The organism is Stenotrophomonas sp. STEN022 (genome assembly GCF_056760155.1).
Genome location: NZ_JBRREG010000049.1, coordinates 20,059 through 34,546 on the forward strand (window position 1 = coordinate 20,059; position 14,488 = coordinate 34,546).

At 62.9% G+C, this 14,488-nt stretch carries 10 protein-coding genes; 8 read left to right on the forward strand and 2 right to left on the reverse strand.

Annotation, left to right across the window (positions count from 1 at the left end; genetic code table 11):
• Window positions 1-8: 8 nt before the first annotated feature.
• Entirely contained in the window at window positions 9-788 is a 780-nt protein-coding gene (locus ACVOMF_RS11760; RefSeq protein WP_481509457.1) for an enoyl-CoA hydratase/isomerase family protein, read from the reverse strand.
• Between the two features lie 56 nt (window positions 789-844).
• On the opposite strand from ACVOMF_RS11760, the gene ACVOMF_RS11765 reads away from it, so the two are divergent.
• From ACVOMF_RS11765 to ACVOMF_RS11795, 7 genes are all read left to right on the forward strand, one after another.
• Entirely contained in the window at window positions 845-1,633 is a 789-nt protein-coding gene (locus ACVOMF_RS11765) for a GntR family transcriptional regulator (protein WP_481509458.1), read from the forward strand.
• A gap of 335 nt (window positions 1,634-1,968) precedes the next feature.
• On the forward strand, window positions 1,969-4,086 hold the full coding sequence (locus ACVOMF_RS11770) for a TonB-dependent receptor (protein ID WP_481509459.1): 2,118 nt from the start codon (window positions 1,969-1,971) through the stop codon (window positions 4,084-4,086).
• Between the two features lie 277 nt (window positions 4,087-4,363).
• Complete coding sequence (locus ACVOMF_RS11775) at window positions 4,364-5,164, forward strand: GntR family transcriptional regulator (RefSeq protein WP_481509460.1); 801 nt, start codon at window positions 4,364-4,366, stop codon at window positions 5,162-5,164.
• 8 nt (window positions 5,165-5,172) lie between these two features.
• Window positions 5,173-6,444, forward strand: a complete 1,272-nt coding sequence (locus tag ACVOMF_RS11780; RefSeq protein ID WP_481509461.1) for a 3-isopropylmalate dehydratase large subunit — start codon at window positions 5,173-5,175, stop codon at window positions 6,442-6,444.
• Window positions 6,441-6,938, forward strand: coding sequence for a LeuD/DmdB family oxidoreductase small subunit (locus tag ACVOMF_RS11785; RefSeq protein WP_481509462.1), 498 nt, complete (start codon window positions 6,441-6,443; stop codon window positions 6,936-6,938). The genes ACVOMF_RS11780 and ACVOMF_RS11785 overlap by 4 nt, the downstream gene beginning before the upstream one ends.
• Window positions 6,935-7,792 carry a hypothetical protein gene (locus ACVOMF_RS11790; protein ID WP_481509463.1) on the forward strand — a complete coding sequence of 286 codons (858 nt, stop codon included), beginning with the start codon at window positions 6,935-6,937 and terminating at the stop codon, window positions 7,790-7,792. Before ACVOMF_RS11785 ends, ACVOMF_RS11790 begins: the two co-directional genes overlap by 4 nt.
• 360 nt (window positions 7,793-8,152) lie before the next feature.
• The gene (locus tag ACVOMF_RS11795; protein ID WP_481509464.1) at window positions 8,153-10,078 is read left to right on the forward strand and encodes a CocE/NonD family hydrolase; all 1,926 of its coding nucleotides are present in this window, start codon (window positions 8,153-8,155) and stop codon (window positions 10,076-10,078) included.
• Window positions 10,079-10,253: 175 nt separating this feature from the next.
• On the opposite strand, the gene ACVOMF_RS11800 is transcribed toward ACVOMF_RS11795, so the two are convergent.
• On the reverse strand, window positions 10,254-12,524 hold the full coding sequence (locus ACVOMF_RS11800) for an Ig-like domain-containing protein (RefSeq protein ID WP_481509465.1): 2,271 nt from the start codon (window positions 12,522-12,524) through the stop codon (window positions 10,254-10,256).
• A gap of 1,036 nt (window positions 12,525-13,560) precedes the next feature.
• On the opposite strand from ACVOMF_RS11800, the gene ACVOMF_RS11805 reads away from it, so the two are divergent.
• A complete protein-coding gene (locus ACVOMF_RS11805; protein ID WP_481509466.1) occupies window positions 13,561-14,133 on the forward strand; it encodes an OmpO family porin in 573 nt (190 codons plus the stop codon).
• The last annotated feature ends 355 nt before the right edge of the window (window positions 14,134-14,488 follow it).

The window sequence follows — 14,488 nt, forward strand, 5'->3', positions numbered from 1 at the left end:
TACCGGCCTCAGCCGAAGCGCGGCGCGCGCTTTTCGAGGAAGGCAACCGCGCCTTCGACGAAATCGCTGCTGCTGAAGGCGTCGTTGAACGCCGCCTCGGCCTGCGCCGGCCCAATGCTGGCATCGCCACCGAGATGACCAAGCACGGTCTTGATCGCGCGCCTGGCCTGGCCGGAGGTGGCCAACAGCTGCTGGACCTGTGCCTGCTCCAGCGCCTCGATGCCGTCCTCGCCCGCCAACTGGTTGACCAGGCCCCAATCCAGTGCGGTGGTGGCATCAAGCAGGCGTCCGGTCAGCAGCATTTCGCGGGTGCGGGCCATGCCGACCGTGTTGACCAGCCGACGGCTGTCATCGGCGCTGTAAACTAAACCGAGCTTGGCTGGGGTGATAGCGAACCGGCTGCGGGCACTGGCCAGGCGCAGGTCGCAAGCCAAGGCCAGGCCAAGGCCGCCGCCCACGCAGGCACCGTCGATGACGGCCAGGGTGGTCTGCGGCAGGCGTTGCAGTTTGAGCTGGGTGCGTTGGACCTGGGCGTTGTTGGCGGCGAAGGCGGCCGGAGCGGTGAGCAGCTGGCCGAGTTCGTCGATATCGGCGCCGGCACTGAACGCCCCCGGCACGCCGGATACCACCACGATCTGGGCGTCACTGGCGGCGATGTCGTCCAGTGCGACCTCGATCGCCGCCCAGTGGCGGGTAGCCAAGGCGTTGCGCTTGTCGGGTCGGTGGATGCCGATGCGGGCGAGCGCGCCGTCACGGCTCCAGCAAATCACGGTTTCTTCAGTGACCATGGCCTATCCTATTTGTTCTATCGTTATAGCATTAAGCCAAAGGAGGGTGAAGCGAGATGTCCCAAGACACACTGGCCACATTGTTGAGTGCCAACGCGCACAAGCTGTTGCGCAATGACTTGCCGACGCCGCTTTACCACCAGATGTTCAGCCTGCTGCGCGACCGCATCCTCAATGGCGAGATCCCGCGCGGCGCCCGCATCCCCACCGAGTTCGACCTGGCCGACGGCTTTGGGGTGTCGCGCATCACCGCCAAACGGGCGCTGGACGAACTGGCCGCCGAAGGGCTGGTCGAGCGCCGCCGCGGTAAGGGCACCCATGTCATCCACCGCTCCCGGCCCAAGCCGATGCACAGCCCGCTGACCGGGCTGCTGGAAAGCCTGGAAGTGCTGGCCGAACACACCAAGGTGCAGTTGCTGCAGTTCCGCCGCGGGGTACCGCCGGAGCCGATCCGCGCCCTGTTCGATACCGGCCCACGCGACGCGCTGGTACAGGCCATCCGCCTGCGCCTGCGTGGCGATGTCCCGTTCGGCTACTACATCAGCTGGACCAATACCGATCACCCCGAATTCAACGAGGCACGGCTGGCCAACAGCTCGCGCTTGAAGCTGTTCCAGGCCGCCGGCATCCAGATCAAGCAGGTGGAACAGGTGCTGTCGGCAGTGAACGCCGACGCCATCGCCGCCCTGCATCTGAAAGTGGAACCGGGCACGGCACTGCTGGCCTTGGAGCGCCGCTCCTACGATGGCGACGGCAATCTGGTCGACCTGCTCAACGTGCAGTACCGGCCCGATCAGTTCACCTACCAGATGACCCTGGACGTGGACGACGGCACCCCGTTGTAAGCCGACAACACCACCAGCTCCCTGCTGCGAAAACGCCGCCCCGCCCGGGCGGCGTTTTGCGTTTGGCAGGCTGCGCCGCCGGCCCGGAAAGACATAAGGCTAAGACCTATATGCCTTTGCAGTGCAACACGGGAGGACTGCAATTCCTGTCATTTTCCAACCTCGATCAATCACTTGTGCACATGCTGCGACGCACGACGCAGCCGCGCCGGCACGACTGAAGCCACATTGATTGTCCGGACAAATAGCGGAAGACTGGAGAACAGACGCACCGGCTCGCCACCGACAACTGTGCGCCTGCACCACCCACCCCCGGTCACGCTATGAGGCAGGCAATGAAGGAAGTTCTGTACCGCAGTGCGTTGGCAGTCGCGATCGTGACCGCCCTTGGCAGCAACCCCGCGCTGGCGCAGCAGGCTGGCAGTGACGACCAGGCCGTGCAGCTGGATCAGGTCAGCGTCACCGCGCAACGCCGCGAAGCGCAGATGCAGAAGACACCGCTGAGCATGAGCGTGATCAGCGGGCCTGAGCTTGACCGCATGCAGGTCAAGCGCGTGGACGACATCAAGTTCGCCGCACCCAACATCATCATCGAACAGAACACCGGCACCAGTTCTGGCGCCAAGATCTTCATGCGCGGCGTCGGAGCCGATGAGTCGATGTTCACCAATGACCCGGCGGTGGCGCTGTACATCGACGATGTCTACATCCCGCGCCAGAACGGGGCGATGTTCGACCTGTACGACGTGGAGCGCATCGAAGTGCTGCGCGGCCCGCAAGGCACGCTGTACGGCCGCAACGCCACCGGCGGCGCGATCCGCTACATCTCGCGCAAGCCCACCGGCGAAAGCAAGCTGGCATTGGATGGCAGCATCGGCAATCTGGGTCGTCGCGATGCGCGGGTGAGCTTCGCCACCCGCGTTGGTGAGACGCTGGATATCTCCGCCGCCGCACTCAGCCGCCAGCGCGATGGCATCCTCAAGGACATCACCCACAACCGCATGGTCAACGACCAGGACGTGCTGGCGGGCCGCTTGTCGCTGGCCTCGACCTGGGGTGAGGCCTCCTACGCCACGCTGAGCATCGACCGCCTGCGCGAGCGCTCCACCCCGGCCTGGGGCACGCCGGTGGCGCTGGATGCCAATGGCAACCAGGTGCCGCGCCTGGGCAGCTTCTACAAGACCGAAACCGACACGCTGGGCTTGAACGACATCGATCAGTTCGGCGTGGCACTGACCAATGAAACCGACTTCGGTGCGTTCTCCTGGCGCAGCATCGCGCACTACCGCACGCTGGACCATCACTTCTACATGGACGTGGATGGCACCGCGCAGACCCGCTATCACCTTGAACAGGACCAGCGCCAGAACCAGAAGGGTTACGAAGCGCAGTTCACCTCGCAGCTGGACGGTCCTTTCAGCTGGGTCGCCGGGGTGTTCGCGTTCAAGGAGCACAACGACCAGCCAACCCGCAGCGACATCTTCGTGCGCGGCGGCACCAACTACATCGCCCAGGACACCTCGGCGTATGCGATCTACGCGCAAGGTGACTACAAGTTCACCGACAAGCTGACCCTCACCCTGGGCGGCCGCTACAGCTATGAGAGCAAGGATTTCTCGGTGCGCGCGGTCAAGGCCAATGGCACTCCCAACTTCAGCAAGAACATGCGCGACAGCTGGAACCGCCCCGACTGGAAAGCGCTGCTGTCCTACAACTTCAACGACAACGTGATGGGCTACGCCAGCGTCACCACCGGCTTCAAGAGTGGCGGTTTCAATGGCCGCGGCAGCACCCCGGCAACCCTGGTGCAGGTGGATGCCGAAACCCTGCGCGCCTATGAAATCGGCATCAAGTCGACGCTGTGGGACAACCGCCTGCGCTTGAACGGCAACTACTACCGGCTGGACTACGACGGCATTCAATTGGCCGCAGTGAACCCGGAAGGCATCTTCGTGGTCACCAACGCCACCGGCGCATTGATCCAGGGCATCGAGCTGGAGGCCGAGGCGCAACTGACGCGCGGGCTGAAGCTCAACGCCACGCTCGGCACCATCGATTCGGAATACCAGAAGTACAAGGCCATCAACGCCGCCTACTTCCGCGGTCACCCGATGAAGAACGCGCCCAAGCTGCAATGGACCTTCGGCAGCAGCTACGTGCAGCCGCTTGGCAATGCCGACCTGGTATTCAGCGCGCAGGCGCGCTACACCGACGACTACTTCCAGAACCAGGATGCCTCGCGCCTGATCATGCGCAAGGCCGGGCATGAGTACAACGCACGCATCGCCTACGAACCGCGTGATGCGCAGTGGTCGGTGGCACTGTGGGGCAAGAACCTGAGCAATGAATTCGCCTCCACCGGCGGCTTCGATATCGCGGGCCTGGGCGTGGGCGTGATCTACCCGAACGTGCCGCGCACCTACGGCATGGAGTTCAGCTACCGGTTCTGGTGAGGGCTCAAGGTAGTGTCGAGCCATGCTCGGCAGGGGTCTTCCCGCCAAGGCCAGAGCCACCCTCACCCCAACCCCTCTCCCGCAAGCGGGAGAGGGGCTAAAGCGGTAGTGCCGAGCCATGCTCGGCAAAGGCCTTCCCGGCAACCCATCAGCCAGAGAAGAGCCCCCTCCCCACCCAGGCCAATCCAGCCCGGAACACACCAAGGCCTATACCCACGACCCTTTTAGATATATAGATATATCATTAAGATTATTTAGGACCTGCTGGCAGCCCACCGTGGACCCGTTCACCACACAATCCCTGGAGGGCATCCTCCGCCGTGACCTGCATGCGCCGCTGTACCACCAGCTGCAGGGTTTCCTGCGCGGGCTGATCGAGCGTGGCGAGATCGGCGACGGTGAACAGCTGCCCCGCGAGGAAGAGCTGGCCCGGCGCCTGCGCATTTCGCGGGTCACCGTGCGCCAGGCGCTGCAGCTGCTGGCCAACGATGGCCTGCTGGTACGCCAGCGCGGCCGCGGCACCCGTGTGGTCGGTGGCAGTACCAGCCGCAGCTCCAGCATTCCGATGCCGTTGAAGACGCCACTGGGCGAGCTTATCCACAGCCTCGATACCCTGGCCAGCAACACCCAGGTTCGCCTGCTGGGCTGGGAACGCGCGGTCCCGCCCGAGCCTATCCGCGAGCAGTTCGGCAGCAGCCCGCAGGAAACCCTGGTGCATTGCGTGCGGGTGCGCTCGCGGCACGGCCAGGCCTTTGGCTACTACGCCAGCTGGACCCGCACCACACATCCGGAGTTCAACGCCGAACAACTGGCCTATGGCTCGCGCATCGCCTTGTTCCGTCGTTGCGGCATCCGCTTCCTGCAGGTCCAGCAGACCGTCAGTGCGCTGCGCGCCGGTGCGATGACCGCCATGCACCTGCAGATGTCGCCCGGCCAGGCGGTGATGAACCTGACCCGCCGTTCCTACGGCCCCGACCAGCAGTTGCTGGACCTGCTCGATATCCAGTACCGCCCTGACCAGCTGCGCTACCAGATGCGCCTGGATTACGAAGCCAACAAGCCGGAGACATTTGTTTGAGTGCAACTGTGAGTGCAACGCTTGCTGAAAAAATCCTCGCCCGTGCCTGCGGGCGTGAGGCCGTGCAGGCGGGTGAAATCCTCACCGCCAGGCTCGACCTGCTGATGATGCATGACTCGGGCGGTCCGCGCCGGGTCGCCTCGCGGCTGGAAAAGCTCGGCGCCAAAGTGTGGGACCCGAACAAAGTGGTGGTGGTCTCCGACCATTTCGTGCCGGCAGTGGACATGGAAAGCGCTGACATCCTCGCCCTGACCCGCAAGTGGGCGCAGGCCCAGGGCGTCACCCACTACGACATGCTCGGCATCTGCCATGTGGTGCTGCAGGAACACGGCCACGTGCAGCCCGGCATGTTCTGCGTTGGCGGTGATTCGCACTCGCCCAGCGGTGGCGCCTTTGGTGCCTTCATGGTCGGCATGGGCGCCACCGACATCACCGGCGCGCTGGTCACCGGCGAAGTATGGCTGCGGGTTCCGCAGACTACCCGCGTGCAGTTGGACGGCGTGCTCGGCCCCGGCGTCAGTGCCAAGGACGTGATGCTGATGCTGTGTGGCCAACATGGCATGGGCAATGAAGGCCAGGTATTCGAATACGGTGGCAGCGCGGTACAGGCGATGCCGATGCATGAACGCCTGACGCTGTGCAACATGGCCGCCGAACTCGGCGCTGAGACTGGCATCGTCGAAGCCGACGCAACCACCTTGGCCGCGCTGGAACAGGCGGGCAAACCTTTCAACGGTGATCTTGCACAATGGCGCAGCGATGCCGGTGCCAATTACCTGCACCGCTACCGCTATGACGCCGCGCAGATCGCACCGCATGTGGCCGCACCGCACAGCCCGGCCAACAGTCGCCCGGTAGACGAGCACGGCAAGGTACATATCGACCAGGCCTATATCGGCGCCTGCACCGGTGCCAAGCTCACCGATCTGCGTATGGCTGCCGAAGTATTGAAAGGCCGCAAGATCGCCAAGGGCACGCGCCTGCTGATCGCGCCGGCCTCGGTGGCGATGACCGCACAGGCGGCAGCCGAAGGCACCTTGGCGACACTGACCGAAGCCGGCGCCATCCTGCTGCCGTCCGGCTGCGGCGCCTGCGCCGGCATGGGCGCGGGCATGCTCAGCAGCGGTGAAGTCTGCATGTCCACCACCGCGCGCAACTTCAAGGGCCGCATGGGCTCAGCCGAGGCGCAGGTCTATCTTGGCTCACCGTACAGCGTTGCCGCCGCCGCGGTGAAGGGCGAAATCTGCGATCCACGCGAGTTGTTGGGAGAGAACGTTTGAACGTCCGTGGCAAGGCTTTCGTGTTCGGCGACCGCATCGATACCGATGTGCTGGCGCCCGGCCCCTATATGCGCGAACCGATGCACGTGCTCGCCAGCCACTGCCTGGAAGCGGTGGACCCGGACTTCGCCAGCGAAGTACGCCGCGGCGACATCGTGGTCGGTGGTGAATCCTTCGGTATTGGTTCCTCGCGTGAGCAAGCGGTGCAGGCACTGGCTGAACTCGGCGTAGGCGCGATCATCGCCAGGTCGTTCGCGCGCATCTTCTACCGCAACGCGCTGAATCTCGGCGTTCCCGCGCTGGTTTGTGCGACGCTTGAAGCATCGCGCGGCGATGAACTGGAAGTACGGCCGGTGGAGGGACGCATCATCAATCACAGCACAGGTCGCGCATTCGACTGCGAGAAAATTCCCTCCGAGTTGATGGCAATCGTTGCCGGCGGCGGCCTGATGCCATGGCTGGAGCGCAAGCTGGCCACGGAGCGGCGCACATGAACGCGCCGCATTTAAAACAGGGAATCATCCATGCGACCTTGATTGCGCCGGACCTGCAGCAGGTCTGCGACGCCTATGTCACGCAGTTGGCGTTGCAGGTACAGCAACGCGGCACGCTCCAAGCCGATGACGCTGCCGCGCTCGATCTGGTGGATCTGATCGGCGCACCGCTGGCATGGCTGGCCAACAGCGCGGGCCAGCTGGTGCTGCGGGTTATCGAAGACCCGCATGCGGTCGTTGCCGAACCCATGTTCCGCCACGGCTGGTTGTCGCTGGAAGTGCTGGTGGGCGATATCGATACCCTGGCCGCCGGCTTGCAAGCGCCATTCAAGGTCTTGGGTCCGGCCGCCAACCTTGAGCTCAGCGATGCCATCCGCGCCGCGCAGGTACTGGGCCCCTGCAGTGAACTGCTCTACCTCACCCAGATCAAGGCGCCGGTGCCGCCGTTCGATCTGCCGATGACCGACGCTGCGGTTGCGAACACCTTCATCGGGGTGATGACTACGCCGGATCGTGATGCCTCGCAACGCGCCTGGTCTGCACTGCTTGGCGGCAAAGGCTGGGCCTTCGATACGAGGATCACCGTGCTCAATCGTGCCTATGGCAGGGCCTTGGACGGACGCTACCCGGTAGCGGTGGTGCCGATGCCAGGGCAGTGCATGGTGGAGATTGACCAGGTGGATCTGCCTGCTTCGAGCGGGCTGCGGCATGCGGGTCAGTACAGCCTGGGGCTGCGTTTGCCGGCGGTGGATGCTGCTGTGCTGGCTGAGGCCGGCTGGACAGTGAAGGTTGCTGGCGAGCGACGCAGTCTGCGTGGGCCGGCTGGGGAGCATGTGGAGTTGCTTGTTGGGTGATTGGCGTTGGGTTGCTGGGTACAGGCAACAGCAACAGCTCAAGAGTACCCCTCCCCAACCCTCCCCTGCGCCATGCGCAAGGGAGGGGGCTGTTTGCTGCACCCTGTCAGATCAAGACAGCGCCGCTTCTACTCACTCCCTTGCGCGTAGCGAAGGGGGTGAAGAAGGCCTGCTTGCGCGCCACTGGCGCGCGGCCTGATGAACGACCGAAGGCTGTGCCTTCGGGCCGGGCGGGTTGGGGAGGGGTCGCTTTTGCCTCGCTTCGTCCATCACTTCAACGACTCCATGACCTTTGCCATGCGTAACCCGCACTACACAGGCATAGCGTCAGCGTTTACCCACGCACTCGAGGTAGGCGCAATGCGGACCCTGACGCTGGCAACAGCCATCGCCACCATCACCTGCATGGGCATGACGATGCCGGCCACCGCGCAGGTAGCGCCGATGACGCCGGACATCACCGGCAAGAAATTCGTCGCCCCGCTGCCCATCCGCGACTTCGACAAGCGCGAGGTGATGATCCCGATGCGCGACGGGGTCAAGCTCTATACCGTGATCATGATCCCCAAGGGCGCACACAACGCACCGATCCTGTTCACGCGCACGCCGTACAACGCGGCCGGCCGGGTTGATCGCACACCGGGCGCGACACGTTTGGTCGATGCCCTCGCCCAGGGCGACACGGTGTTCGCCGAGGATGGCTATATCCGGGTATTCCAGGATGTGCGTGGCAAGTACGGCTCGGAAGGCGACTACGTGATGACGCGGCCGCCACGTGGCCCGCTCAACCCAAGCAAGATCGACCACAGCACCGATGCCTGGGACAGCATCGACTGGTTGGTGAAGCACCTGCCCGAGTCCAACGGCAAAGTCGGCATGCTCGGCTCTTCCTACGAAGGCTTCACCGTGGTGATGGCTTTGCTCGATCCACATCCCGCACTGAAAGTCGCCGCGCCGGAAAGCCCGATGATCGACGGCTGGATGGGCGATGACTGGTTCCAGCATGGTGCCTATCGGCAGGTAAACCTTGGCTACTTCAGTGGGCAGATGACTGCACGCGGTGCCGGCTCGAAAATCGCCATGCCGACCAGCGACGACTACAGCAGCTTCCTGCAGGCGGGTTCGGTTGGTGCCTTCGCCAAGACCCTGGGGCTGGAACAGATACCTGCCTGGCACAAGGTCAGCGAGCACCCGGCCTACGACGCATTCTGGCAGCCGCAGGCGCTGGACAAACTATTGGCCAAGCTGCCGGAGATCACGGTTCCCACCATGTGGGAACAAGGGCTATGGGATCAGGAAGACATCTACGGCGCACATACCGCCTGGGCCGCACTGGAACCCAAGGACCTCGACAACAAGCGCAACTTCCTGGTGATCGGGCCGTGGCGGCACAGTGGTGCCAATTACAACGGCAGCTCGCTGGGCGCGCTGGACTTCAACGGCGACACTGCCCTGCAGTGGCGACGTGATGTACTCAAGCCGTTCTTCGATCAATACCTCAAGGACGGCGCGCCGATCGCCAACACGCCGCCGGTGTGGATATACAACGCCGGCAGCAATCGCTGGGACAGTTACAGCAACTGGCCGCAGAGCTGCCCGCAAGGCTGCACCGCCAACACGCGCAGACTCTATCTCAATACCGATGCGCACTTGGCCTTCAACAGCGCCACCAACGGTGCGCAGTACGCAGAGTACATTTCCGATCCGGCCAAGCCTGTTCCCTTCGTGCCGCGTCCGGTCAACATGGGTGATCGTGATGTCTGGACGACATGGCTGGTGCGCGATCAGCGCTTCGTCGATGGCCGCACCGACGTGCTGACCTATACCGGCCCGGTGCTGGACAAGCCAATGAAACTGGCCGGCATTCCGCAGGTACAGCTCAGCGCATCCACCTCCGGCAGCGACAGCGACTGGGTAGTGAAATTGATCGACGTCTATCCCGATCAATATCCCGACAACCCGAAGATGGCCGGCTACCAGTTGCCGTTGGCGGTCACCATCTTCCGCGGCCGCTATCGCGAGAGTTTCAGCCAGCCGAAAGCAATCACGCCGGATGCACCGCAGACCTACAGCTTCGATCTGCCCAACGTGAACCAGACTCTGCAACCCGGGCACCGCTTGATGGTGCAGGTGCAGTCCAGCCTGTTCCCGCTCTACGACCGCAACCCGCAAAAGTACGTGGACAACATCTTCTTCGCCCAGCCCGACGACTACCGCAAGGCCACGCAACGCATCTGGAACAGCAGCGAGTATCCAAGCTTCATCAATCTGCCCATCGTTGAATGAGGCCGCTCAGGCAAACCCATCATCAACGTGAGCAATCAGGATGCCAGTGCCCGTCTCTGCGCTGGTGCGCATACGGCCGCAATCATCACTACCAGGCAAGAGCAAAGAAAGCGGCGCCTCTCGGCGCCGCTTTGCTGTTGCGCCAACAGCGGTCAGTCGCTGCCTACGGCAGGCCTTAGATCAGGTCCACCCGTACCGTATCCTGCACCAGCAACTCGGCATCCAGCCCAGAGTGCTGATAAACAACATACGAGACGCCGCCGATGGACTGTTTGCCCATCGATGCCCAGTCACCCAGATCCGGGCTGCCCACACCGAGCAGGTCATCCAGCGTTACCACGTCACCAGCATTGCCCTTCACCATCATCTGCACCGTCTGCTTTGCGCCTTGATGGAACAGGTCAACCTGGCCATTGGCCAGTACATCCTTCAGTGACAGGCTCAAACTGTTGTTGCCGGTACCGGTGAGATCGAAAACTTCGATGGAGTCGATCCTGTCCTTCAACAAGGCCAGATCCAACTTCTGATTGGCACCAGTGAGCTTGAGCGTGTCCACGCCTGCGCCACCGGAAACACCACCGCTGCTGGCAGCCGTCAGGTTGGCGACATTGGCCAGCGAGAACACGTTGTCCTCGTCACCGCCGTAGTAGGTGCCAGCCTTGCCATCGATCGTCTGGTTGTTGAGCACGTTCAGCTCACTGCTGCCGCCGCGTATCTGGAAATCATCCAGTCCAATCCAGTCCCACGAACCAATACCCGTGTAACCCGGCACCTTGTAGCCGGTGCTCACCACCATGTACGAGAAGTCCTGCCCGGTTGGCGCCTTGAACGAAGCATTCAAGGAGTTCGGCCAGTACGCAGACAGCGACAGCTGCCCAACCAATGCACCGCCGGCCGTGTAGAACTTGACCACGGAAGGATCGAAGTAGCCAGCCTGCAGATTGGTCACCAGGAATTTGAGCTCGGAAACCGGACCTTCGGTGAAATCGATGCGGGTGCGCCCGGTGACGCCGATCTTCATGCCGGTATGGACCGCGGGATCGTAGCTGGTCAGCCCGGTGATCGCGTCAGGTATCTGCCAGACATCATGATCGACCTCGGAGGTGATCCGCAGCCCATTGTAGGTCGTGCTTTTCCCGCTACTGAGATTCACGTAGGTGGCGTTGTTGAAATCGATGAGCTTGTTGTCACCCATGTCGCGATACTTCGAACTGTTACCCGCCTTGTCGACGATCGCGGCCATGACGTCGCCGCTGGCGACAGAGAATCCAGGCGCGATCCGCACGCTTCCCGCAGCCACCTCCTTGACGGTGAGTGCATGATCGAAGCGCTGTCCATTCAACACAACACTGACGATGTCGCCAGCAGACACGCCTGCCGTCTTGAATCCCACCGTCAGGTAGGAGCCGTCGACGCTGAGCTTGGTTGGTGCATCCGGGGCCAAGGTATCGAGGAATACAGCTCGCGATTCCACTTCGCCACTGCGGCCGGCATCATTCACCACCTTGGTCTGGATCGACCAGTTGCCACTGTGGCTGTTGTTGTCCTGCGCGGCCCAGCTGAGGCCATCCACCGACGCCACGCTCCAGCTCACGCCGCCGTCGGTGGATACCAACAGGCGTTCATCTGCAGCCAGTTGCGCGCTGAGCGAACCCTGCATAAGGCGCCCGGCGCCGCCATCATTGGTGAGCCAATCGCTGCTGCTCACGCCCCAGTCCTTGCCCATCGCGGTGACGGTGGCGATCTGTGTGGGCACCGGCGCCTTGACCACGATGATGTGCTTCTCCGAATGGTCGGAGGCATTGCCGGCCTTGTCGGTCATCACCACTTCAAATTCATGCTGACCATCAGCAAGCTCGGCATCCGGAGTAAACACCCAGCTGCCGTCGTCGGCGACCTGCGTCTCACCGATCACCTGACCGTTGTCGATGATGGTGACGGTAGCGCCTGCCTCGCCTTTGCCCGACAGCGTGGGCGTGTTGTCATCCGTGCCACCGCCATTGCTGATCGCACCGGTTTGCGGGCCAACATCATCCAACACCTCGCTTATTGACGGTGCCTCGGGAGCAACCTTGTCAACGAAGATCACGTACGGTTCGGACAGATCGCTGACATCACCGTCGTCGGATTCGTGCAGGATGGTGATGCTGTGCCTGCCATCAGACAACGGAAATGTCGGTGTGAAAGTCCACGCGCCATTTGCTGCCACCCGAACCCGCCCAAGCAGTTCGGAACCATCATAGATATGGATGAGATCACCGGGCGTGCCAATGCCGGTGATCTCCGGGCGACCATCATCGGTATAACCACCGTTGCCGATATCGCCCGTCCTGCTGCCCTGATCGTCGATGATCGCCTCGATCACAGGGACGCTGCCGCCGGCATACACATCGAGATGGTTGAACTTCGCCGTCTGCGGGATCTGGCCGTAACTCACTGCGTTCACTTGTTGTCTCCATTGACTTGAATAGACCGTGCAACTGGGTTGCAACAGCTGTGCACCTGACCTCAGAACTGAGCCTGTTGGTCATGGCGCTACCTGCACGCGCACGGCGGCGCAGCCTCCGGCGCCATCGCAGGGGGTCGTTGCCGACAAACGCGTGTCTCATCGCGAGTAGCTTGGCAATGCAGCGTCAAGACGCCTGCCCAGACTGCTCGCCGTGGCGTTCCAATCAGTCGATTGGGAGCGCTCTACCTTGGCGTATTGAATTCCACTCCTGGTGCTCTCTGCTGCATGACCAACAGGTAGCCGTGCAGCACGTGACGGGTCTCAAGTTCCCAATCAAGGACCGTGCTCCTGCTGCATGAATCCAGACCAGCGCCGCCACAAAGCGAGATTCCTTTCCTGCGGTCCCGCGCGGCAACAAGTATCCTGCTGGCGCGCAGCGCACTGGCCATACCAGCAGCCAGTGCAGCATCGATGGCGGGATTATCGGCAGCTGCCCTGAAGAGGGACATGGGAATCAGCTTGAAACCGCTCCCATGTTTTAGCCTTGAAAATAGGCAGATTCGCTTGTGAAACTAAATACTGCTGTTCGGTGAAAGGTCGGCCGAATTGACTTCACTTCTGAAACTCCGACAGCTTCCGCATGCGGAAGCATGCGTACGCGCGCGCCCAGCTGAATTCCGCGTACCGGCCTTTCCGGACAAAGCAGGACGGACAACGCGAGCATCCTGCTGCTCATCCCACACACCGGCTACGGTTGGCAGCGGATGCGCCAAAGGCGAGGGCTACGCTCGTCAGACGCGATCAACTCCCTTACGCAGCACAGCTACGGGCACCGACGCGCCAAGCGACAGTTTTCGGCCGCTATCGGCACTTCATTGGCCACTCGCAAAGTTCCCCGTTCTTCACCTTAATTTATGTACTGGTCAGTTTGATATTCAGGGTGGATTACGTCGGCTAACGGATAATTCACAACTGTCGAACGGCCACCGATTCGGGCCGTAACGATCAAGACCAATAACGAGGTAATGCCGAAATGAAGACTTCTTTGATCGCTTTGGGCCTGCTGGCCGCCCTGCCGTTCGCCGCTTCGGCTGCCGATGGCCTGTCCTACAACTATGTGGAAGGCGGCTATGTGAACACCGATACCAAGGGCGGCGACGCCGACGGTTTTGCGGTGAAGGGCTCGGTCGCGGTACATCCGAACTTCCATGTGTTCGGTGAGTACAACGCGCAGGAAACCGACAAGAGCAAGGTTGACGTGGACCAGTGGCGCCTGGGTGTTGGCTACAACTACACCGTGGCCCCGAACACCGACCTGCTGGCCCGTGCGGCCTACCAGAAGCTGGATCTCGAGTACGGCCCGAAGTTCAGCGGCTACAGCGCTGAAGTCGGCGTGCGCACTGCCTTCACCCAGAACATCGAAGGCTATGCCCTGGCCGGCTACGAGAACTACAGCAAGAAGCGTGGCTACGATCCGGACGGCGAGTTCTACGGCCGCGTTGGCGCCACCGCCAAGTTCAACCCGAACTGGGGCCTGACCGGCGAAGTGAAGCTGGCCAAGGCTGGCGACAAGGAATGGTTCGTCGGCCCGCGCTTTACCTGGTAAGCGACAAAGCAACAAGTAACAGATAGCGGTGTTGTATGGCGCGTGACCTCTCTCCCACGCGCCGCTGGAAGCCCGGTCCTCCCCCGACCGGGCTTCTTTTTTTTGGGCGCTCGGCAGGTTTTTGTAGTGCCGAGCCATGCTCGGCAGAGGCCTTACCAGCCAACCCCAAGGCTACCCCCCTCCCCAACCCTCCCCTTGGCTGCGCCACAGGGAGGGGGCGTAGTGGGGGGGGGGGGGGGGGGGGGGGGGGGGGGGGGGGGGGGCGGGGCCGGGCGGGGCGGGGGGGGGGGGGGGGGGGGGGGGGGGGGGGGGGGGGGGGGGGGGGGGGGGGGGGGGGGGGGGGGCGGGGAGGGCG